General features: G+C 63.7%; 22 protein-coding genes. 19 read left to right on the top strand and 3 right to left on the bottom strand.

What is annotated here, in order from left to right; all coding sequences use genetic code 11:
• Positions 1-5 precede the first annotated feature (5 nt).
• From C7402_RS33290 to C7402_RS33375, 18 genes are all read left to right on the top strand, one after another.
• The gene (locus C7402_RS33290; RefSeq protein ID WP_112174266.1) at positions 6-1,259 is read left to right on the top strand and encodes an NADH-quinone oxidoreductase subunit D; all 1,254 of its coding nucleotides are present in this window, start codon (positions 6-8) and stop codon (positions 1,257-1,259) included.
• 154 nt (positions 1,260-1,413) lie between these two features.
• Positions 1,414-1,899, top strand: coding sequence for an NADH-quinone oxidoreductase subunit NuoE (gene nuoE / locus C7402_RS33295; RefSeq protein WP_112174265.1), 486 nt, complete (start codon positions 1,414-1,416; stop codon positions 1,897-1,899).
• On the top strand, positions 1,896-3,224 hold the full coding sequence (nuoF, locus tag C7402_RS33300) for an NADH-quinone oxidoreductase subunit NuoF (RefSeq protein WP_112174264.1): 1,329 nt from the start codon (positions 1,896-1,898) through the stop codon (positions 3,222-3,224). The genes nuoE and nuoF overlap by 4 nt, the downstream gene beginning before the upstream one ends.
• Positions 3,225-3,336: 112 nt before the next feature.
• A complete protein-coding gene (nuoG, locus tag C7402_RS33305; protein WP_112174263.1) occupies positions 3,337-5,670 on the top strand; it encodes an NADH-quinone oxidoreductase subunit NuoG in 2,334 nt (777 codons plus the stop codon).
• Positions 5,671-6,735, top strand: a complete 1,065-nt coding sequence (nuoH, locus tag C7402_RS33310) for an NADH-quinone oxidoreductase subunit NuoH (RefSeq protein WP_112174262.1) — start codon at positions 5,671-5,673, stop codon at positions 6,733-6,735. It abuts the gene before it with no gap.
• A gap of 15 nt (positions 6,736-6,750) precedes the next feature.
• The gene (gene nuoI, locus C7402_RS33315) at positions 6,751-7,239 is read left to right on the top strand and encodes an NADH-quinone oxidoreductase subunit NuoI (protein ID WP_112174261.1); all 489 of its coding nucleotides are present in this window, start codon (positions 6,751-6,753) and stop codon (positions 7,237-7,239) included.
• 176 nt (positions 7,240-7,415) lie between these two features.
• Positions 7,416-8,111 (top strand): NADH-quinone oxidoreductase subunit J, encoded by a 696-nt coding sequence (locus C7402_RS33320; protein WP_116613666.1) that lies wholly within the window; start codon positions 7,416-7,418, stop codon positions 8,109-8,111.
• 17 nt (positions 8,112-8,128) lie between these two features.
• A complete protein-coding gene (nuoK, locus tag C7402_RS33325) occupies positions 8,129-8,434 on the top strand; it encodes an NADH-quinone oxidoreductase subunit NuoK (protein ID WP_006052894.1) in 306 nt (101 codons plus the stop codon).
• Positions 8,435-8,445: 11 nt separating this feature from the next.
• Complete coding sequence (gene nuoL, locus C7402_RS33330; protein ID WP_112174259.1) at positions 8,446-10,500, top strand: NADH-quinone oxidoreductase subunit L; 2,055 nt, start codon at positions 8,446-8,448, stop codon at positions 10,498-10,500.
• A gap of 13 nt (positions 10,501-10,513) precedes the next feature.
• Positions 10,514-12,013, top strand: a complete 1,500-nt coding sequence (locus C7402_RS33335) for an NADH-quinone oxidoreductase subunit M (protein ID WP_112174258.1) — start codon at positions 10,514-10,516, stop codon at positions 12,011-12,013.
• 24 nt (positions 12,014-12,037) lie between these two features.
• The gene (gene nuoN / locus C7402_RS33340; RefSeq protein ID WP_112174257.1) at positions 12,038-13,510 is read left to right on the top strand and encodes an NADH-quinone oxidoreductase subunit NuoN; all 1,473 of its coding nucleotides are present in this window, start codon (positions 12,038-12,040) and stop codon (positions 13,508-13,510) included.
• Positions 13,510-13,812, top strand: a complete 303-nt coding sequence (locus C7402_RS33345; protein ID WP_112174256.1) for a DUF2818 family protein — start codon at positions 13,510-13,512, stop codon at positions 13,810-13,812. Before nuoN ends, C7402_RS33345 begins: the two co-directional genes overlap by 1 nt.
• 104 nt (positions 13,813-13,916) lie before the next feature.
• Positions 13,917-14,507 (top strand): NUDIX domain-containing protein, encoded by a 591-nt coding sequence (locus C7402_RS33350; RefSeq protein ID WP_116613667.1) that lies wholly within the window; start codon positions 13,917-13,919, stop codon positions 14,505-14,507.
• A 233-nt stretch (positions 14,508-14,740) separates the two neighbouring features.
• Positions 14,741-15,175, top strand: coding sequence for a DUF1178 family protein (locus tag C7402_RS33355; RefSeq protein ID WP_116613668.1), 435 nt, complete (start codon positions 14,741-14,743; stop codon positions 15,173-15,175).
• A gap of 66 nt (positions 15,176-15,241) precedes the next feature.
• Positions 15,242-16,450, top strand: coding sequence for an acyl-CoA dehydrogenase family protein (locus tag C7402_RS33360; RefSeq protein ID WP_112174253.1), 1,209 nt, complete (start codon positions 15,242-15,244; stop codon positions 16,448-16,450).
• Positions 16,451-16,461: 11 nt separating this feature from the next.
• Positions 16,462-17,586: an acyl-CoA dehydrogenase family protein gene (locus C7402_RS33365; RefSeq protein ID WP_112174252.1), complete on the top strand. Its 1,125-nt coding sequence runs from the start codon at positions 16,462-16,464 to the stop codon at positions 17,584-17,586.
• Between the two features lie 39 nt (positions 17,587-17,625).
• On the top strand, positions 17,626-18,084 hold the full coding sequence (locus C7402_RS33370) for a MaoC family dehydratase (RefSeq protein ID WP_112174251.1): 459 nt from the start codon (positions 17,626-17,628) through the stop codon (positions 18,082-18,084).
• Positions 18,081-18,551, top strand: coding sequence for a MaoC family dehydratase (locus tag C7402_RS33375; RefSeq protein WP_112174250.1), 471 nt, complete (start codon positions 18,081-18,083; stop codon positions 18,549-18,551). The genes C7402_RS33370 and C7402_RS33375 overlap by 4 nt, the downstream gene beginning before the upstream one ends.
• Before the next feature lie 72 nt (positions 18,552-18,623).
• Here the strand turns inward: C7402_RS33375 and C7402_RS33380 are convergent, their stop codons facing one another.
• Complete coding sequence (locus C7402_RS33380) at positions 18,624-19,334, bottom strand: glutathione binding-like protein (RefSeq protein ID WP_112174249.1); 711 nt, start codon at positions 19,332-19,334, stop codon at positions 18,624-18,626.
• A 196-nt stretch (positions 19,335-19,530) separates the two neighbouring features.
• Between C7402_RS33380 and C7402_RS33385 the strand changes: the two genes are divergently transcribed.
• On the top strand, positions 19,531-20,091 hold the full coding sequence (locus C7402_RS33385; RefSeq protein ID WP_116613669.1) for a hypothetical protein: 561 nt from the start codon (positions 19,531-19,533) through the stop codon (positions 20,089-20,091).
• A gap of 75 nt (positions 20,092-20,166) precedes the next feature.
• Here C7402_RS33385 and C7402_RS33390 read toward each other — a convergent pair whose 3' ends face one another.
• Positions 20,167-21,426 (bottom strand): acyl-CoA dehydrogenase, encoded by a 1,260-nt coding sequence (locus C7402_RS33390; protein WP_112174247.1) that lies wholly within the window; start codon positions 21,424-21,426, stop codon positions 20,167-20,169.
• Positions 21,427-21,496: 70 nt separating this feature from the next.
• Entirely contained in the window at positions 21,497-22,624 is a 1,128-nt protein-coding gene (locus C7402_RS33395; protein WP_116613670.1) for a phosphotransferase, read from the bottom strand.
• Positions 22,625-22,654: the final 30 nt, after the last annotated feature.

Consider the following 22,654-nt stretch of genomic DNA (forward strand, 5'->3'; position numbering starts at 1 on the left):
GTCGCATGTCAGAGATCAAGAACTACACGCTCAACTTCGGCCCGCAGCACCCGGCAGCGCACGGTGTGCTGCGCCTCGTGCTCGAGCTCGACGGCGAAGTGATCCAGCGCGCCGATCCGCATATCGGGCTGCTGCATCGCGCGACGGAAAAGCTTGCCGAGAACAAGACGTTCATCCAGTCGGTGCCGTACATGGACCGTCTCGACTACGTGTCGATGATGGTCAACGAGCACGGCTATGTGATGGCCATCGAAAAGCTGCTCGGCATCGAAGTGCCGGTCCGCGCGAAGTACATCCGCGTGCTGTTCGACGAAGTCACGCGCGTGCTGAACCACCTGATGTGGATCGGCTCGCACGCGCTCGACGTCGGCGCGATGGCGGTGTTCCTCTACGCGTTCCGCGAGCGCGAGGACCTGATGGACGTGTACGAGGCGGTGTCGGGCGCGCGCATGCACGCGGCCTACTACCGTCCGGGCGGCGTGTACCGCGATCTGCCCGACGCGATGCCGCAATACAAGGCTTCGAAGATCCACAACGAGAAGGCGCTCGCGCGCATGAACGAGGCGCGCCAGGGTTCGCTGCTGGACTTCATCGACGACTTCTTCACGCGCTTCCCGGGTTGCGTCGACGAGTACGAAACGCTCCTCACCGACAACCGGATCTGGAAGCAGCGTCTTGTCGGCATCGGCGTGGTGAGCCCCGAGCGCGCCATGCAACTCGGCCTCACGGGTGCGATGTTGCGCGGTTCGGGCATCGAGTGGGATCTGCGCAAGAAGCAGCCGTACGAAGTCTACGACCAGATGGACTTCGACATTCCGGTGGGCGTGAACGGCGATTGCTACGACCGTTACCTCGTGCGCGTCGAGGAAATGCGCCAGTCCACCCGTATTGCGAAACAGTGCATTGAGTGGCTGCGCAAGAATCCGGGTCCGGTGATGGTCGACAATCACAAGGTTGCGCCGCCTTCGCGCGTGAACATGAAGTCGAACATGGAAGAGCTGATTCACCACTTCAAGCTCTTCACGGAAGGCTTCCATGTGCCCGAAGGCGAGGCATATGCTGCCGTCGAACATCCGAAGGGTGAATTCGGCATCTACCTGGTGTCAGATGGCGCGAACAAGCCTTATCGTCTGAAGATCCGTGCGCCGGGTTATGCCCATTTGTCCGCGCTCGATGAAATGGCGCGCGGCCACATGATTGCCGACGCGGTGACGATCATCGGTACGCAGGACATCGTGTTCGGTGAAATCGACCGCTAGGTAGCAAGCTGCCGGCGCGCTTCGCAGGAGCGGAGCGCACGGCGAAATACCGGGAACGCCAGGACTGTCGCAGCGAGCAGGAATGCGCAACGCGCGGCAGGGGTTTGTCTGGCGGGAATTGAAACGGTAGGAATTGAAAGAGTCGTGTCTGAAAATGATCTCAGCTGAAGGCCTGAAAGAAATCGATCGCGCGTTGACGAAGTACCCCGCCGATCAGCGACAGTCCGCCGTGATGGCGGCTTTGGCCGTGGCTCAAGAAGAGCAGGGCTGGCTGTCCCCCGAAATCATGCAGTTCGTGGCCGACTACATCGGCATGCCGCCTGTCGCGGTCCAGGAAGTCGCCACGTTCTACACGATGTTCGAGACGAAGCCGGTCGGCAAGCACAAGATCACGCTCTGCACGAATCTGCCGTGCCAGCTCGGCCCGGATGGCGGCTCGGAGAGCGCCGCCGACTACCTGAAGCAGAAGCTCGGTATCGACTTCGGCGAAACCACGCCCGATGGCAAGTTCACCTTGAAGGAAGGTGAGTGCATGGGCGCGTGCGGCGACGCACCGGTGATGCTCGTGAACAATCACCGCATGTGCAGCTTCATGAGCCGCGAGAAGATCGACCAGCTGCTCGAGGAGCTTTCGAAATGACTTCGTTGCACGACCGTCACATCAAACCCCTGATTCTCGCGGGCCTGAACGGCGAGAACTGGCATCTCGAAGACTACGTCGCGCGCGGCGGCTACAAGCAGCTGCGCCGTATCCTCGAAGAAAAGATTCCGCCCGAGCAGGTGATCGCCGACGTGAAGGCCGGCGGCCTGCGCGGCCGAGGCGGCGCAGGCTTTCCGACCGGCCTGAAGTGGAGCTTCATGCCGCGTCAGTTCCCGGGGCAGAAGTATCTCGTCTGCAACTCGGACGAGGGCGAGCCGGGCACGTTCAAGGACCGCGACATCCTGCGCTGGAATCCGCATAGCGTGATCGAAGGCATGGCCATCGGCGCGTACGCCATGGGCATCACCGTGGGCTACAACTACATCCACGGCGAAATCTTCGAGGTGTATCGCCGCTTCGAGGCGGCGCTGGAAGAAGCGCGCCAGGCGGGTTACCTCGGCGACAACATTCTCGGCACGGACTTCTCGTTCCAGTTGCACGCTCACCATGGCTATGGCGCGTACATCTGCGGCGAGGAAACCGCGCTGCTCGAGTCGCTCGAAGGCAAGAAGGGCCAGCCGCGCTTCAAGCCGCCGTTCCCGGCGAGCTTCGGCGTGTACGGCAAGCCCACCACGATCAACAACACCGAAACGTTCGCCGCGGTGCCGTTCCTGCTGACCGTGGGTCCGCAGACGTATATGGAACTCGGCAAGCCGAACAACGGCGGCACGAAGATTTTCTCGGTGTCGGGCGACGTGGAGCGTCCGGGCAACTACGAGATTCCGCTCGGCACCCCGTTCGCGAAGCTCATGGAGCTCGCAGGCGGCGTGCGCGGCGGCAAGAAACTGAAGGCCGTGATTCCGGGCGGCTCGTCGGCGCCGGTCATTCCGGGCGACCTGATGATGCAGACGGACATGGACTATGACTCCATCGCCAAGCAGGGCTCGATGCTCGGCTCGGGCGCGGTCATCGTTATGGACGAAACGCGCTGCATGGTGCGTTCGCTGCTGCGTCTCTCGTACTTCTACTACGAAGAGTCGTGCGGCCAGTGCACGCCGTGCCGCGAAGGCACGGGCTGGCTGTATCGCGTGGTGAACCGCATCGAGCACGGCGAGGGCCGCCAGGAAGACCTGGACCTGCTGAATTCGGTGGCGGGCAACATCATGGGCCGTACGATCTGCGCGCTGGGCGACGCGGCGGCCATGCCGGTGCGCGGCATGCTCAAGCACTATTGGGACGAATTCGAATATCACGTGCACAACAAGCGTTGTCTCGTCGGCGGTCATGCCGGCTCGCACGCGGCCTCGGAAACGGTGGCTGCCTAAAGGGCGAAGGACAGCGCGTTGTGTGCGAACCGCGTAGCACGACGCAACGGCGATGTGACGGGGAATGCCGCTGTGAAATTGAGCGGTAACAGGTTAGGGACGATTAACCATCATGGTTGAACTTGAAATAGACGGCAAGAAGGTGCATGTGCCCGAGGGCAGCATGGTGATCCAGGCTGCGCAGCGGGTGGACACGTACATTCCGCACTTCTGCTATCACAAGAAGCTGTCGATCGCGGCCAACTGCCGGATGTGTCTCGTCGATGTCGAGAAGATGCCGAAGGCCGTGCCCGCGTGCGCGACGCCGGTGTCGCAAGGCATGGTCGTGCGCACCATGTCGGACAAGGCCGTGCAGGGTCAGCAAGCCGTGATGGAGTTCCTGCTGATCAACCACCCGCTCGACTGCCCGATCTGCGATCAGGGCGGCGAATGCCAGCTTCAGGATCTGGCCGTCGGTTACGGCAAGTCCGCTTCGCGCTACAGCGAAGAAAAGCGCGTGGTGTTCCACAAGAACGTCGGTCCGCTCATCTCGATGGAAGAGATGTCGCGCTGCATCCACTGCACGCGCTGTGTGCGCTTCGGCGACGAAATCGCCGGCGTGATGGAGCTCGGCATGCTCGGTCGCGGCGAGCACTCGGAAATCACCTCGTTCGTCGGCAAGACGGTCGACTCGGAGCTCTCGGGCAACATGATCGACCTGTGCCCGGTCGGCGCGCTCACGAGCAAGCCGTTCCGCTTCTCGGCGCGTACGTGGGAACTGTCGCGCCGCAAGTCGGTGAGCCCGCACGACGCAACGGGTGCGAACCTCGTCGTTCAGGTGAAGAACAACCGCGTGATGCGCGTGCTGCCGTTCGAGAACGAATCCATCAACGAATGCTGGATCTCGGACAAGGACCGTTTCTCGTACGAAGGCCTGAACGCCGAAGACCGTCTCACGCGCCCGATGATCAAGCAGGGCGGCCAGTGGGTGGAAACCGACTGGCAGACCGCGCTCGACTACGTCGTGAAGGGCATCAAGGGCATTAGCGACGAACACGGCGAGAGCCAGCTCGCGCTGCTCGCGAGCCCGCACAGCACGACCGAAGAACTCTATCTCGCGAAGCAGTTCGCAGACGCGATCGGCACGCCGAATGTCGACTTCCGCCTGCGTCAGAGCGACTTCTCCGCGCCGCTGGAAGGCGCGCCGTGGCTCGGCACGAAGATCGCCGACCTTTCGTACGCCGACTCGGCGTTCGTGATCGGCTCGTTCCTGCGCCGCGATCACGCGCTGTTTGCCGCACGCCTGCGCCAGGCCGCGAAGGGCGGGGCACAGGTCACGTTCCTGAACGCGACCGCCGACGGTTCGCTGATCCCGAACGCGCAACGCATCGTCGCCGCGCCTTCGGCATGGCTCGACGAACTGGCCTCGATCGCGGCGGCGGTTGCCGAAGCGAAGGGCGTTGCGGTGCCGGAAGGCTTCGCGGGCGCCCAGGCCAGCGAAGCCGCGAAACAGGTTGCCGCATCGCTTGCGAGCGGCGAGCGCCGCTTCGTGCTGCTCGGCAACGCCGTGGTTCAGCATCCGGAATTCTCGCGTCTGCACGCAGCCGCGCAGTTCATCGCCGAAACGACGGGCGCAAGCCTCGGCTTCCTCACGGAAGCGGCCAACACGGTTGGCGCGCACCTCGCGGGCGCACTGCCGGGCCGCGACGGCCTGAATGCGCGCGAAGCGTTCGAGCAGCCGCGCAAGGGCTATCTGCTGTTCAACGTCGAGCCGGAATTCGACACCGCGAACCCGGCCGCCGCACGCGCCGCGCTCGCGCAGGCCGAAATGGTCGCCGTGTTCTCGCCGTACAAGACGGGCCTCGACTACGCGGACGTGCTGCTGCCGATCGCGCCGTTCACGGAAACGTCGGGCACCTTCGTCAACGCCGAAGGCACGGCTCAGACCTTCAACGGCGTCGTGCGCCCGCTCGGCGAAGCGCGTCCGGCCTGGAAGGTCCTGCGCGTGCTGGGCACGCTGCTCGGCGCCCCCGGCTTCGAATACGACACCGCCGAAGAAGTGCGCCGCAAGGCGCTTGGCGACGGCAGCTTCGAAGGCCGCCTGTCGAACAAGGCGAGCGCCACGATCGCCCGCGGCAGCCTCGCCAAGGCAGCCGCAGGCCGCTTCGAGCGTATTGCCGACGTGCCCATCTATCACGCCGACCCGATCGTGCGCCGCGGCGAAGCGCTGCAACTCACGATGGCCGCCCGCGTGGCGAACGCCGTCGGCCTGCCCGCCGCGTATTTCGACGAACTCGGGCTGAAGGAAGGCGACGCCGTGCGCGTGCGCCAGGGCGAACTCTCGGTGAGCGCGCCGGCAACGCGCGATGCGAATCTTGCGCCGACGGTGGTGCGCGTGTCGGCGGCGACGCCGGCCGGTGCGCAACTCGGCAGCCTGTTCGGTGAACTGCTGGTGGAGAAGGCGTAAATGAGCTTGTTCGATACGATCAATGCGGGCGGCAGCCAGCTGCTCGGCGTGGCCTGGCCCACCGTGTGGGCGCTGGTGCGCATTCTCGTCGTCGCGGTGGTGATCCTGCTGTGCGTCGCGTACCTGATCCTGTGGGAGCGCAAGCTGATCGGCTGGATGCACGTGCGTCTCGGTCCGAACCGCGTCGGTCCCGCCGGTCTCTTGCAGCCGATCGCCGACGTGCTGAAGCTGCTCCTCAAGGAAGTCATCCAGCCCGCGCAGGCGAGCCGCTGGATCTACATGGTCGCGCCGATCATGGTGGTGGTGCCGGCCTTCGCGGTCTGGGCGGTGATTCCGTTCCAGGCGGGCGCGGTGCTCGGCGACATCAACGCGGGCCTGCTCTACGCGATGGCGATCTCGTCGATCGGCGTGTACGGCGTGATTCTGGCGGGTTGGGCCTCGAACTCGAAGTACGCGTTCCTCGGCGCGATGCGCGCCGCGGCGCAGATGGTGTCGTACGAAATTTCGATGGGCTTCGCGCTTGTCGTCGTGCTGATGGTGTCGGGCAGCCTGAATCTTTCCGTGATCGTTGAAGGCCAGATGCGCGGCATGTTCGCGAACTGGGGCATCACGTTCCTCTCGTGGAACTGGCTGCCGCTGCTGCCGATGTTCGTCGTCTACTTCATCTCGGGCATTGCCGAAACGAACCGTCACCCGTTCGATGTGGTGGAAGGGGAGTCGGAAATCGTCGCGGGTCACATGGTCGATTACTCGGGTATGGCGTTCGCGCTGTTCTTCCTCGCCGAGTACATCAACATGATCGTGATCTCGGCGCTTGCTTCGGTGCTGTTCCTTGGCGGCTGGAGCGCCCCGTTCGGGTTCCTCGACTTCATCCCGGGCGTGTTCTGGCTGGTGCTGAAGGTCTTCTGCCTGCTGTCGGTCTTCATCTGGGCCCGCGCGACGTTCCCGCGCTATCGCTATGACCAGATCATGCGTCTGGGCTGGAAGGTGTTCATTCCGGTGTGCATCGTGTGGCTGATCGTGGTCGGCTTCTGGTACATGTCGCCGTTGAGCATCTGGAAATAAGGGGCGAACACAACCATGAACGCTATCCAAAGCTTCTTCAAGACGTTTTTTCTGACCGAGCTGCTCAAGGGGCTCGCGCTGACGGGTCGTTACGCCTTCAAGCGCAAGTTCACCGTGCAGTTCCCGGAAGAAAAGACGCCCATTTCCCCGCGTTTTCGCGGTTTGCACGCGCTGCGCCGCTATGAAAATGGCGAAGAGCGCTGCATCGCGTGCAAGCTGTGCGAGGCCGTGTGCCCCGCGCTCGCGATCACGATCGAATCGGAAGTGCGCGAGGACAACACGCGCCGCACGACGCGTTACGACATCGACCTGACCAAGTGCATCTTCTGCGGTTTCTGCGAAGAGAGCTGCCCGGTCGACTCGATCGTCGAAACGCACATTCTCGAGTATCACGGCGAGAAGCGCGGCGACCTGTATTTCACGAAGGATATGCTGCTGGCCGTTGGCGATCGCTATGAAACGCAGATCGCGGCGAACAAGGCAGCGGATGCACCGTACCGTTGATCTTTCAGTTTGACGCTGCATCGGCCCGCGGTTCGGGCCGGCTGTTGGGAACGCGTGTGCCAGATGGGCCGCGCATGACCTCAGCCTGACCGCCGCGGCGCGACGCTCACTGGTCTGGCCGCCAGTTTGCGCCGCGCAATCCGCCTCACGAAGGCCTCAACGATGAACCAGTAATCATGGAATTCACGACCGTCCTGTTTTACATCTTCGCGCTGCTGCTCACGCTGTCAGGGCTGAAGGTGATCACCTCGCGCAATCCTGTCTCGTCTGCGCTCTTCCTCGTGCTCGCGTTCTTCAACGCGGCCGCGATCTGGATGCTGCTCGAGGCCGAATTCCTTGCGATCCTGCTGGTGCTCGTCTACGTGGGCGCGGTGATGGTGCTGTTCCTGTTCGTGGTGATGATGCTGGATATCAACATCGACGTGCTGAGCCGCGACTTCAAGCGCTTCATCCCGGTGGCGACCATCGTGGGCGCGATCATCGTGATCGAAACCGCGCTGATCCTGTGGCACGGCTACGGTGCGACGAGCACGCCGGTGCCCGACACCACGCCGGCTGCCGCCGCCGCGATCTCGAACGCGCACCTGATCGGCAAGATCATCTATACCGACTACATCTTTGCCTTCGAAGTCGCCGGCCTCGTGCTGCTGGTGGCGATCGTCGCGGCCATCGCGCTGACCGTGCGCGAGCCGAAGGACTCGAAGCGCCAGGACGTGTCGAAGCAGGTCAGCGTGCGTCGCCAGGACCGCGTGCGCCTCGTGAAGATGCAGGCCGTCGTGGAAGTGCCGGAGCCGGCGGAACCGGCGCAAGCCGAAGCCGGCGCTGCACCCGCGGCGGCCGCCGCACCGGCTGCACCGGCAACGAAGAGCTAAGCGCGAAGGAGCGAACCATGCTGACACTGGCCCATTACCTCGTCCTCGGCGCGATCCTCTTTGCGATCTCGATCGTTGGCATTTTTCTCAATCGGCGCAACGTCATCATCATCCTGATGGCGATTGAGCTGATGCTGTTGGCGGTGAACACGAATTTCGTCGCGTTCTCGCATTATCTCGGTGACGTTCACGGACAGATTTTCGTGTTCTTCGTGCTAACTGTTGCGGCAGCGGAAGCCGCGATTGGTCTGGCTATTCTTGTGACTCTGTTCCGCAGCCTCGACACGATCAACGTCGAGGACCTCGATCAGCTCAAAGGCTAAGGCAGGCTGCTATGGCAACAACACTCAACGAATCCTTATTGCTGGCGATCCCGCTGGCGCCACTCGCCGGATCTCTCATTGCCGGTTTGTTCGGCAAGACGGTCGGGCGCGCGGGCGCGCATACGGTGACCATTCTGGGCGTAGCGATTGCGTTCGTGCTTTCGTGCATCACGTTGCTCGACGTGATGGGCGGCGCGAGCTTCAACGCAACGGTCTACGAATGGATGTCGGTTGGCGGCCTGAAGTTCGAAGTCGGCTTCCTCATCGACTCGTTGACGGCGCTCATGATGGTCATCGTGACCTTCGTGTCGCTGATGGTGCACATCTACACGATCGGCTACATGGCGGAAGAAGAGGGCTACCAGCGCTTCTTCTCGTACATCGCGCTGTTCACGTTCTCGATGCTGATGCTCGTGATGAGCAACAACTTCTTGCAGCTGTTCTTCGGCTGGGAAGCGGTGGGTCTCGTCTCGTACCTGCTGATCGGCTTCTACTTCAAGCGTGAAAGCGCCATCTACGCGAACATGAAGGCGTTCCTCGTGAACCGCGTGGGCGACTTCGGCTTCCTGCTCGGCATCGGTCTGCTGCTCGCGTACGGCGGCTCGCTGAACTACAACGACGTGTTCGCGAAGGGCCACGAAATCGCCGCGCTGACGTTCCCGGGCACCTCGTGGAACCTGCTCACCGTTGCGTGTATCTGCCTCTTCATCGGCGCGATGGGCAAGTCGGCGCAGTTCCCGCTGCACGTGTGGCTGCCCGATTCGATGGAAGGCCCGACGCCGATCTCCGCACTGATCCACGCGGCAACCATGGTGACGGCCGGTATCTTCATGGTCGCGCGCATGTCGCCGCTGTTCGAGCTTTCGGAAGCGGCGCTCTCGTTCATCGTCGTGATCGGCGCCATTACCGCGCTCTTCATGGGCTTCCTCGGCATCGTCCAGAACGACATCAAGCGCGTGGTCGCGTATTCCACGCTGTCGCAGCTCGGCTACATGACGGTGGCGCTCGGCGTCTCGGCCTACCCGGTCGCGATCTTCCACCTGATGACGCACGCGTTCTTCAAGGCGCTGCTGTTCCTCGGCGCGGGTTCGGTCATCATCGGCATGCACCACGACCAGGACATGCGCAACATGGGCGGCCTGCGCAAGTACATGCCCATTACGTGGATCACGTCGCTGGTCGGTTCGCTCGCGCTGATCGGCACGCCGTTCTTCTCGGGCTTCTACTCGAAGGACTCGATCATCGACGCCGTGAAGCTCTCGCACCTGCCGGGTTCGGGCTTCGCCTACTTCGCCGTCGTGGCCAGCGTGTTCGTCACGGCGCTGTACTCGTTCCGCATGTACTTCCTCGTGTTCCACGGTGAAGAGCGCTTCCGCGGTCCGAAGCATCCCGAGTCGCCGATGGGCATCGAAGCCGCACACTCGGCTCACAACGGTCATGGTCACGGCCACGACGATCACCACGCGCACGTGCCGCACGAGTCGCCGTGGGTGATCTGGGTGCCGCTCGTCCTGCTCGCGATTCCTTCGGTGATCGCCGGTGCGTTCGCGATCCAGCCGCTGCTCTTCGGCAACTTCTTCTCCAATGGCGTGGCGTTCCAGAACGTCATCTTCATTGGCGAGAACCACGAAGCGCTCGCGGAAATGGGCAAGGAGTTCCAGGGCTGGGCCGCGATGGGCGCGCATGCGTTCTCGGGTCTGCCGGTATGGCTCGCACTCGCGGGTGTGGTGGTGGCGTGGTTCTTCTACATGAAGCGCCCGGAACTGCCGGCCGTGGTGTCGCGCACGTTCTCGCCGGTCTACAAGCTGCTGTCTAACGCGTATTACCTCGACAAGATCAACGAAATCGTCTTCGCTCGCGGAGCGGTCGCTATCGGTCGCGGTCTGTGGAAGGAGGGCGATGTCGTCGTGATCGACGGCGTCGTGAACGGGAGCGCCAAGTTTATCGGCTGGTTTGCAACTGTCATTCGTTTCCTGCAATCCGGCTATATCTATCACTACGCATTTGCCATGATCATTGGCATGCTTGGCCTCCTTACCCTGTTTGTAACGCTCAGCGGCAAATAAGGCGAGGAAACGCATGCACGCAACTCCGATTCTCAGTATTGCGATCTGGATGCCGATCGTATTCGGCATCATCGTTCTTGTAGTGGGTTCCCGTCGGAACCCGAGTGCGGACCGCTGGCTCGCACTCATCGGTTCGGTGCTTAGTTTCCTCGTCACCCTTCCGCTCGTTGCGGGCTTCGATACGACCACGGCTTCTCTTCAGTTCGAAGAGAAGTCGGTCTGGATCGAGCGGTTCAATATTTCGTATCACCTGGGCGTCGACGGCATTGCGATGTGGTTCGTGGTGCTCACGGCGCTCATCACCGTGATCGTCGTGATCGCGGGCTGGCAGGTCATCACGAAGAACGTCGCGCAGTACTACTCGGCGTTCCTCATCCTGTCCGGTTTGATGATCGGCGTGTTCTGCGCCGCCGACGGTCTGCTGTTCTACGTGTTCTTCGAAGCCACGCTCATTCCGATGTACATCATCATCGGCGTGTGGGGCGGCCCGAACCGCGTGTACGCCGCGTTCAAGTTCTTTCTTTACACGCTGGCCGGCTCGCTGCTCATGCTGGTTGCGTTGCTGTACCTGTACCGCATCACGGGGACCTTCGATCTCGCCACCTGGCAGGATGCGAAGATTGCAATGACGCCGCAGATCCTGCTGTTCATCGCGTTCTTCTTCGCCTTCGCCGTCAAGGTGCCGATGTGGCCGGTCCACACGTGGTTGCCGGACGCGCACGTGGAAGCGCCTACGGGCGGCTCGGTCGTGCTGGCCGCCATCATGCTGAAGCTCGGCGCATACGGTTTCCTGCGTTTCTCGCTGCCGGTCGCCCCGGACGCGAGTCATTACCTGGCGCCGGTCATCATTACGTTGTCGCTGATCGCCGTGATCTACATCGGCCTCGTGGCGATGGTGCAGGCGGACATGAAGAAGCTGGTCGCGTACTCGTCGATTGCCCACATGGGCTTCGTCACGCTCGGCTTCTTTATGTTCGGCCCGTCGAGCCAGCTGGCCGTGGAAGGCGCGCTGATCCAGATGATCTCGCACGGCTTCGTCTCGGGCGCCATGTTCCTGTGCATCGGGGTGCTGTATGACCGCATGCACACGCGCGATATCGCCGACTACGGCGGTGTGGTCAACACCATGCCGAAGTTCGCCGCGCTGGCCATGTTGTTTGCGATGGCCAACTGCGGCCTGCCGGGCACCTCGGGATTCGTCGGCGAATTCATGGTGATCCTGGCGGCTGTGAAGTTCAACTTCTGGATCGCATTCGGGGCGGCGTTCACGCTGATCCTGGGCGCGGCCTATACGTTGTGGATGTACAAGCGGGTGTACTTCGGCGCCATCGCGAACGATCATGTTCGCGAGCTGAAGGACATCAACTGTCGCGAATACTTCATTCTTGCGGTGCTCGCGCTGTTTACGCTTTTCATGGGCATCTACCCGAAGCCCTTTACCGATGTGATGCACGTTTCCGTGGAAAACCTCCTCTCCCACGTCGCAGTGTCGAAACTGCCGCTGTCACAGTAATACCGAGCGGAGGAACAAAAGATCATGCCAAACGCCCCTTTGAACGCTCTGCTACCCGACGCCCTGGTGATGACCGGCCTCGTCGTCGCGTGGATCAACGACACGTTCTCCGGCCCTTCGGGCCGTCGCACGACCTATTTCATCGCGCTGCTGACTACGGTCGTGGCCGGCATCTGGTTTGCGGTGAACGCGTTCGATCCGCAAGTGCACTACTACTTCACGCGCATGTACGTGGTCGACCCGTTCGCCAGCGCGATGAAGTCCGTGGTCACGCTCGGCTACGCCGTGTCGATCGTGTACTCGCGCAAGTACCTCGAAGACCGCGACATGTTCCGGGGCGAATTCTTCCTGCTTGGCATGTTCTCGCTGCTTGGCCAGATCTGCATGATCTCGGGCAACAACTTCCTCACGCTGTACCTCGGCCTCGAGCTGATGTCGCTTTCGCTCTACGCGGTCATCGCACTGCGTCGTGATGCGGCGCAGTCGAACGAAGCGGCGATGAAGTACTACGTGCTCGGTGCGCTGGCTTCCGGCTTCCTGCTCTATGGCATCTCGATGCTGTACGGTGCGACCGGTGCGCTCGAACTGAACGAAGTGTTCAAGGCCGTCGCCTCCGGTCACATCAACGATATCGTCCTGCTGTTCGGCGTGGTGTTCATCGTCGCGGGCGTGGCGTTCAAGATGGGCGCAGTGCCGTTCCACATGTGGGTGCCCGACGTCTATCAAGGCGCGCCCACGGCCATGACGCTGCTCACCGGCGGCGGCCCGAAGGTCGCGGCATTCGCCTGGGCCGTGCGCTTCCTCGTGATGGGTCTGCTTCCGCTGGCCGTGGACTGGCAGGAAATGTTGATCATCCTCGCGGCGCTGTCGATGATCGTCGGCAACATCACGGGTATCGTGCAGCGTAACGTCAAGCGGATGCTCGCGTACTCGGCCATTTCGAACATGGGCTTCGTGCTGCTCGGCCTGCTCGCCGGCATCGTCGACAACAAGGCGACGGGCGCGGCCAGCGCGTACAGCTCGGCCATGTTCTACAGCATCGTCTACCTGATCACGACGCTCGGCGCGTTCGGCGTCGTCATGCTGCTGACCCGCCGCGACTTCGAGGCGGAAACGATCGACGACTTCAAGGGCCTGAACCAGCGCAGCCCGGTGTTCGCGTTCGTCATGATGCTCATGATGTTCTCGCTCGCCGGCATTCCGCCGACGGTCGGCTTCTACGCGAAGCTCGCCGTGCTCGAAGCGACCATGAACGCGGGCCTCACGTGGCTTGCCGTGCTCGCCGTGATCACGTCGCTGTTCGGCGCGTTCTACTACCTGCGTATCGTCAAGCTGATGTACTTCGACGCGCCGCAGGACACCGCGCCGATCGAGAGCCACGCATGCAACCGCGCGCTGCTCACGCTCAACGGCGTGGCGGTGCTCGTGCTCGGCATCATTCCGGGCCCGCTGATGTCGCTCTGCTTGCAGGCCGTTTCGCATACGTTGCCGCTCTGATGTCGGCAGCGGGCTGGTTTATCGTGCTGTTGGCGCTCGCGGGCGCCAACCTGCCGTTCCTCAACCAGCGATTGTTCGGCGTCGTGCCGCTTCGCGCACCGAAGAAGAGTGCGTGGATTCGCATCGCTGAAATGATCGTGCTGTATTGTGTGGTCGGTGCGTTCGGCTTCCTGCTGGAAGCGCGCGCCGGCAACCGCTTTGACCAGGGCTGGCAGTTCTACGCGATCACCTTCAGTCTTTTTGTCGTGTTCGCGTTTCCCGGCTTCACCTGGCAATATCTCGTCAAACGCCGCACGGCGTGACGCGCGCGGCCCGGCCTGACGGCCGGCGCGCGGCGTTCGATCGAATCCCGTTCAAGCGGCGCGCCCGCAATTTCCCGACTTCTTGAGCACCCACGAGGCTGAACATGGCTGAACATCATCAACACGATCCGGCGCTCGCCGAGACGTGCGTGGAAAGCACGACACTTTACGCGGGCAACTTTCTGACCCTCAAGCGCGACACCGTGGCCCTGCCTGACGGCAAGCACGCCACGCGCGAGTTCGTTCAGCATCCCGGCGCGGTGATGGTGATTCCGCTGTTCGACGATGGGCGCGTGCTGATGGAGCGCCAGTACCGCTATCCGCTCGCGCGCGTGATGACGGAGTTCCCGGCCGGCAAGCTCGATCCGCAGGAGGGTGCGCTCGCTTGCGCGATCCGCGAACTGAAGGAGGAGACGGGCTACACGGCGCGCGAGTATATCTATCTCGCGCAGATCCACCCCGTGATCTCGTACTCGACCGAGTTCATCGACATCTATCTGGCGCGCGGCCTGACGGCGGGCGCGGCGCAACTCGACGACGGCGAGTTTCTCGAAACCTTCACGGCGACGGTTCCCGAATTGCTCGAATGGGTCCGCACGGGCAAGATCACCGACGTGAAAACGATCATCGGCACGTTCTGGCTCGAAAAGGCGCTCTCGGGCGCATGGCCACTCGCGCAGCCGGAGCAGGGCTGACACGCGCGGCGTGCATCGATTTTCCGGTAGACGGCGGCCCGCGTGGCCGCCGTTTTTCATTGAGGCAACCGTATGGAGCAAAGCGGAAGCCGAAGCACCTTCAGCGCGCCCGTGCCAGCGGAGCTACAATCGATCGCCCGCGATAATCCGTGGTGGTTGGCCGCAAGATTTGTTTCGAACGGTCGTTCACAAATTTACGTTTTGCGCTACACTCAACGCAAGCCTCGATTCCCATGAAGGTCCTCGATTTACAGTGTCCAGACGGCCACCGGTTTGAAGGCTGGTTCGCATCGGTTGACGACTTCGAGTCGCAACTGTCCCGCAAGCTGGTCGAATGTCCGATGTGCGGCGCCACCCATGTGACCCGCGTGCCGTCCGCGCCCCGGCTGAACCTCTCCGGCGCGAGCGAAACGCCCAAGGCGCCGCCTCGCGATCAGGCGGAGCAGTGGCAGGCGCATGCGATGCGAGTGATACGCGAGGTCCTCGAGAAGACGGAGAACGTAGGCGACCGTTTCGCCGAGGAGGCGCGGCGCATTCACTATAACGAAGCGCCGTCGCGCAACATTCGTGGAGTCGCTTCCGCGGAAGATGCGCAAGCTCTCGTCGAAGAAGGCATCGATGTGATGCCGCTGCCGGTTCCGGCCGCGCTGAAGGGTCCGCTGCAATAACGTCACGCGGGTCTTCGCCGCGGCGCGGGTTCGATCCGCACCGGCCGCGGCCAGGAGACACTGCGCATGGATCTGGACTACACCCCCGCCGACGACGCGTTTCGCGCCGAAATCCGCGCCTGGCTCGAGGCTAACCTGCCTCAAGCGATGCGCGACAAGGTTCTCAACCACAAACGCCTCACGCGCGACGACATTGCCAGCTGGCACAAGCTGCTCGGCAAGAAGGGCTGGTCCGCGCCCGCGTGGCCCGTGGAATGGGGCGGCCCCGGCTGGAGCGAAACGCAACGCCATATCTGGGACGCCGAGTGCGGCCGCATTGGCGCGCCGATGGTGCTGCCGTTCGGCGTTTCGATGGTCGCGCCCGTGCTCATGAAGTACGGCAACGAGGCCCAAAAGCGTCGCTATCTGCCGCGCATCCTGTCCGGTGAGGACTGGTGGTGCCAGGGCTACTCAGAGCCGGGCTCCGGTTCCGATCTCGCCTCGCTGCGCACCCGCGCCGTGCTTGTCAAAAGCGGCGAGGGCGACCACTACGTCGTCAACGGCCAGAAAACCTGGACCACGCTCGGCCAGCACGCCGACATGATGTTCTGCCTCGTGCGCACCGATCCGGCAGCGAAGAAGCAGGAAGGCATCTCGTTCATCCTCGTCGACATGAAGACGCCCGGCATCACCGTGCGCCCGATCATCACGCTCGACGAAGACCATGAGGTCAACGAAGTATTCTTCGAGGACGTCAAGGTGCCCGTCGAGAATCTCGTCGGCGAGGAGAACCGCGGCTGGACCTACGCGAAGTATCTGCTCGGCCATGAGCGCACGGGCATCGCCCGGGTGGGCGCCTCGAACCGCGAACTCGCCTTCCTCAAGGGCGTCGCGCTCAAGCAGAAGAAGAACGGCAAGCCGCTGCTCGACGATCCCGTGTTCGCCGCGCGCGTGGCGGCCGTCGAAATCGAGTTGATGGCGCTGGAAGTCACGGCCGAGCGCGTGATCGCGAGCGCGTCCAACGGGCGCGGCCCCGGCCCCGAGGCGTCGATGCTCAAGATCAAGGGCACCGAGATCCAGCAGGCGCTGACCGAGTTGATGGTCGATGCGGTCGGCCCGCTTGCGGCGCCGTTCGATCCGGCCTTCCTGGAAGGTGAGCGCGCCCACGCGGCAGGCGGCGACGACGACGCGGCACCGCTCGCGGCGTACTACTTCAACTATCGCAAGACGTCGATCTACGGCGGGTCGAACGAAATCCAGAAGAACATCATCTCGCAGATGATCCTGGGGATTTGAGGAGCGGCGCAATGAACTTCAATTTCACCGAAGAACAACAGCAACTCGCCGACGCGCTGCGTCGCTATCTCGACAAGAACTACGGCTTCGAAGCACGCCAGGCGATCGTGAAGTCGCCCGCGGGCGTGTCGAGCGAGCACTGGAAGGCGTTCGTCGAACTCGGCCTCACGGCCTTGCCGGTGCCTTCGGAGCAGGGCGGTTTCGACGGCACGCCGTTCGACATGCTCGTGGTCATGCAGGAGTTGGGCCGCGCGCTGGTCGTGGAGCCGTACTGGGCGAGCGCCGTGGGCGTCGAAGCGCTCAAGCTCGCCGGTGCCTCCAACGCGGAAAACGCGGCGCTGCTCGAACGGGTCGCCTCGGGCGAGGTCAAGCTCGCCGCCGCGTTCCACGAACCGCAGGCGCGCTACGACCTGTTCTCGCTCGATACGCAGGCGCAGGAAACCGGCGACGGCTTTGCGCTCTCCGGCACGAAGTCGGTCGTGCAGCACGGCGCCCAGGCCGACTACTGGATCGTGCCGGCGCGGCTGGCTGGCGAGGTGGCGCTCTTCATCGTCGCTCGCGACACGAAGGGCGTCGAGGTGAGCGACTACCGCACGATCGACGGTCAGCGCGCCGCGACGCTCACGTTCAGGGACGCGCACGCGCGCCGTCTGGGCGACGCGCACACCGGCGCCGCCACGTGGGAGAAGATCGCGGACTACGCCACCTTCCTGCTGTGCGCGGAGGCGGTGGGCGCGATGGACGCGCTCAACCATGCGAGCGTCGAATACACGAAGACGCGCCAGCAGTTCGGCGTGCCGATCGCGCGCTTCCAGGCATTGCAGCACCGCATGGCGGAGATGCTGATCCACGCGGAGCAGGCTCGTTCGCTCACGTACCTCGCCGCCGCACGTTACAGTAGCGAGTCGCCCGACGAGCGGCGTCGCGCCATCTCGGCGGCGAAGGTGCGCGTGGGGCAGGCGGCGCGCTTCGTCGGCCAGCAGGCCGTGCAGTTGCACGGCGGCATGGGCGTCACCAACGAAGTCGCGGCGGCGCACCTGTTCAAGCGTCTCGCGATCATCGAAACGACGCTTGGCGACGTCGATCATCATCTTGCGCGCTTCGCGTCGCTGCCCGGCTTTGCGCGGGCGGCGTGAGGCGCGGTGGCAGCACGGCATACAAGCGGAGAGTCTGGGATGGGCCTGAGTTACGAAGATCTTGAAGTCGGCAAGCGCTATGTGATCGGTTCGCACACGTTCGGGCGCGACGAGGTGGTGCAGTTCGCGGAGCAGTTCGATCCGCAGCCGTTCCACCTGAGCGAAGCGGCGGGCGAAGCGTCGATGTTCGGCGGGCTCGTCGCGAGCGGCTGGCACACCTGCTCGATCATGATGGGCATGCTCGTGCGCAACTTCCTGAGGGACTCCACGTCGATGGGTTCACCCGGTGTCGACGAGATCCGCTGGCTCAAGCCCACGCGCGTGGGCGACACGCTCACGATGACGAATACGGTCGTGAGCAAGCGCGTGTCGCAGAGCAAGCCCGATCGCGGCATCGTCGAAACGCTGTGGGAAGGGCACAACCAGCATGGCGAACTGATCGTGACGGTGCGCTCGAAGGCGCTGTTCGGCCTTCGCCATCCGGGGGCCGCATCATGAGCGAAAGTGACGTGATGCAGATCGCCGACGCAGCCGCGTTGCGCGCGCTGATCGGCGCGCCCGCGCTCGTGAGCGGCTGGCGCGTGGTGACTGAAGCGGACGTGCAGGGTTTTGCCGATGCCACGGGCGATCACCAGTGGATTCATATCGACGCGGAACGCGCGCGCCGCGAGTCGCCGTTCGGCGGCCCGATCGCGCACGGCTTCCTCACGCTCTCGCTCATTCCCGCGCTGCTCGGCGAGACGCTGCATATGCGCCAGCGCATGGGCGTGAACTACGGCCTGAATCGCGTGCGCTTCACGCAGCCGGTGCCGGTGGGCGCGAAGGTGCGCGCGCGGATCGCGGTGAAGGAAGCGAGCGACGTGGAAGGCGGAGGCGTACAGGTCGTGTGGGATGTGAGCATCGAGCGCGAGGGCGGCGAGCGGCCCGCTTGCGTGGCCGAATTCATTACGCGCCACTACTTCTAGGAAGGTTGCGCGCGCAATAAAAAGGGGCGCTCCGCTGCAAGGCGGGCGCCCCTTGTTTTTACCGCGCGGCGATCAACCTGCCGCGTGCTTCGCGTACTGGGTCGCGCCGAACAGCATTTCCTTCGCCTTGTCGTCCATCAGCGGCTTGCGCGCGTTCGCGAGCACCTCGACGCCGCGCTTGACCGCCGGACGCGCTGCGATCGCTTCGTGCCAGCGCTTCACGTTGGGCAGCGCGTCGAGATCGACGCCCTGGTTCTGCCAGGAGCGCGTCCACGGGAACGCGGCGATGTCGGCGATGGTGTACTCGTCGCCCGCCAGATACTCGGTCTTTTCGAGCTGCGTTTCCATCACGTTGTAGAGGCGCTTCGCCTCGTTCGTATAGCGATTGACCGCGTAGTCGATCTTCTCGGGCGCGTAGATGCGGAAGTGGTGCGCCTGGCCGAGCATCGGCCCGAGGCCGCCCATCTGGAACATCACCCATTGCAGCACGTCGTAGCGCGCGGCGAGATCTTCGGGCATGAAGCGGCCCGTTTTCGCGGCGAGATAGATCAGGATCGCGCCCGACTCGAACAGCGAGAACGGCTCGCCGTCTGCCCGGCGCGGGCCTTCGGAGTCGGTGATGGCGGGAATCTTGTTGTTCGGGCTGATGGCGAGGAATTCGGGCTTGAACTGGTCGCCGGCGCCAATATCGACCGGATGCACGCGGTACTCGAGGCCGGTTTCCTCGAGCATGATATGGACTTTGTGACCGTTCGGCGTGGCCCAGCTGTAGACATCGATCATCGTGGCTCCTTGGCACCAGTGAGGGAGGGCGCCGCGACACCTGGCGCGACGCCGGATCTGGCGCAAATTAGCATAGATCGGGGGGCGGCGCTGAGCGTGCTCCAGTGACCTCAATCGCCTCATGGGTTCCTTCTGCGCCGCTGACTGGCATCATGGCGTTTATCGTTCAAACACAGTGGTTCGCACAAGGTCTGTGATGGTCGAGCAAGCGACGCCTTTGACACGTTTTCTGCCCAGTCATACGTTTTATGAGCGCCATGAAGCGCCGGTAGCCGGGGCCTCGTCAGCGCACATTATCGATGCCGTCGCGAGTCTCGATATGCGCTCCGATCCGGTCATCAATGGGCTCCTTCATCTGCGCGAGTGGCCAGATCGCCTTGTCCGGCGCAGGCACGCGAAGCCGTATGAGCCCTTCGGCTTCGGCACGTTCACGCTGCTTCAGCGCGATGACCACGAACTCTCGCTCGGGCTCGCGGGTCGCTTCTGGCGGCCCGATTTCGGGCTGCTAGAAGTGGCCGATGCCGACGCATTCGCGGCGCTCGTGCGCCCCGATGTCGCGAAACTGGTTTTGCGTTTTCGCGTGGCGACGTTGGGGCAGGGGAATGCACGCCTTGTGACCGAAACATTCGTTCATTGTCCATCGTGGCGCACGAGAGCGATGATGACGCCCTACTGGTTCGCCATTCGCTTATCGAGCGGGTGGATCCGGCGCCGCACGCTGGCCATGGTGGTGAAGGCACTCGCCGTGCAACCGTGACGAGCGCCTCGCATTGCATCGGGCCGCTTCGCGTGACGCGAAGGCCGTGCCCGATGCAATCGCACGTTGACCTGCTTACGACCGCGTAACCGGCATCTCCACGCGCGAGGCCGCACCCGCGTCCATGTAGCGCGCGAGTTCGAGCTTGGCGATGGCGTTGCGGTGCACTTCGTCGGGGCCGTCGGCGAAACGCAGTGTGCGCGCCGAGGCGTACGCGTAAGCCAGCGGGAAGTCGCCGCTCACGCCCGCCGCGCCGTGCACCTGGATTGCCCAGTCGATCACCTGGCAGGCCATGTTCGGCGCCACCACCTTGATCATGGCGATTTCGCCGCGCGCGCCCTTGTTGCCCACGGTGTCCATCATGTACGCGGTCTTGAGCGTAAGCAGGCGCGCCTGCTCGATCATGCAGCGCGCCTCGGCAATGCGCTCCTGCGTGACGGTTTGCTGGGCGACCGCCTTGCCGAACGCCACGCGCGAGAGGGCGCGCTTCGCCATGCATTCGAGCGCGCGTTCGGCCAGGCCGATCAGGCGCATGCAGTGATGGATGCGGCCGGGCCCGAGCCGCCCCTGCGCGATCTCGAAGCCGCGGCCCTCGCCGAGCAGAATGTTCGAGGCGGGCACGCGCACGTTGTCGAGCTTGATCTCCATGTGGCCGTGCGGCGCGTCGTCGTAGCCGAATACGGTGAGCGGGCGGCGCACGGTGATGCCGGCGGTGTCTGAGGGCACGAGGATCATCGACTGCTGCGCATGGCGCGGTGCGTCGGGATCGGTCTTGCCCATCACGATGTAGATCGCGCAGCGCGGGTCGCCCGCTCCCGAGGACCACCACTTCGTGCCGTTGATCACGTACTCGTCGCCATCGCGCTCGATGCGCGTCTGGATGTTGGTCGCATCCGATGAGGCCACGTCGGGCTCGGTCATCAGGAACGCCGAGCGGATCTGGCCTTGCAGCAGCGGCGCGAGCCATTGCTGCTTGTGCGCTTCGCTGCCGTAGCGCTCGATCGTCTCCATGTTGCCGGTGTCGGGCGCGCTGCAATTGAACACTTCGGGCGCCCAGTGCACGCGGCCCATGATTTCGCACAGCGGCGCGTATTCGAGGTTCGTGAGGCCCGCGCCGCGCTCCGAGGCGGGCAGGAACAGGTTCCACAGGCCCGCTTCGCGCGCCTTCTCCTTCAGTTGCTCGACGATTTGCGTGGGCACCCACGGGTTGCCGTCCGCACGATTGCGCTCGATTTCCTCGTGGAATACGGCTTCGTTCGGATAGATATGTTCGTCGAAAAACGCGAGCAGCTTCTCGCGCAGCGCCTGCACTTTCGGGGAGTAATCGAAATTCATCGGTGGCCTCGCAATGCGATGCAATGACTATGAAGAGGAAGAGGAAGAGGGCGTCGTGCTCGAATGAGTTTCAGCGAACCTTCTGCGCGTAGCGCCACGCGAGTTCGGCCATCGGTCGGGCGCGCCGGCCGGCGTCGATGGCCTGGGCGCTCGCGGCCGTGCCGTCCACCACGCGTTTCATGATGCCCTGAAGGATCGCCGCGATCCGGAACATGTTGTATGCGAGGTAGAAGTTCCAGTCGCCGCGAATCTCGAGACCGGTGCGCGCCTGATAGCGCTGCACGTAATGCGCTTCGTCGGGAATGCCGAGCGCCTGCCAGTCGAGCCCCGCGATGCCGCGGAACTGCGCGGGATCGACGTGCCACGCCATGCAGTGATAGGAAAAGTCGGCGAGCGGGTCGCCGAGCGTGGAGAGTTCCCAGTCGAGCACGGCCAGCACGCGCGGCTCGCTCGGGTGGAAGATCAGGTTGTCGAGCCGGTAGTCGCCGTGCACGACCGAAACGCGCGCGCCGCCGTCGCCGGTTTCGTCGGGCATGTGCTGCGGCAGCCACGCGATCAGGTGATGCATTGCGTCGATGCGCTCCGTTTCGGAGGCCTGATACTGGCGGCTCCAGCGATCGATCTGGCGTGCGAAATAATTGCCGGGCTTGCCATAGTCGGCAAGACCCACCGCCTCGGGCTTCACGTTGTGGAGCGCGGCGATCACGCGGTTCATTTCGTCGTAGATCGCGCCGCGTGCTTCGCGCGTCATGCCGGGCAGCGACTGGTCCCAGAGCACGCGGCCCTCGACGAACTCCATCACATAGAACGCGCGGCCGATCACGGCTTCGTCGTCGCAGAGCGCGAGCATCTTCGCAACGGGCACATCGGTCGCGGCCAGCGCGTCCATCACCCGGTATTCGCGCTCGATCGCGTGCGCCGAAGGCAGCAGCTTCGCCTTCGGGCCAGGCTTGGCGCGCATGACGTAGGTGCGGCCGGGCGTGACGAGCTTGAACGTGGGGTTCGACTGGCCGCCCGCGAACTGCTCGACCGTGAGCGGGCCCTCGAAGCCTTCCACGTGGGCCGTGAGCCAGGCGGCGAGCGCGCCGGCGTCGAAGCGCTGCCGCTCGGCAACCGGGCGCGTGCCTTCGAACGCCGAGTAGTCGGTGCGCGTTTGCGCGTTGTCCTTCGTGTCTCCATCCGGGGTGGCTTGCGCCATGGTTGTCTCCCTTCTCGTGTGTCTCCTGTG

The organism is Paraburkholderia unamae (assembly GCF_003096875.1).
Taxonomy (GTDB): domain Bacteria; phylum Pseudomonadota; class Gammaproteobacteria; order Burkholderiales; family Burkholderiaceae; genus Paraburkholderia; species Paraburkholderia unamae.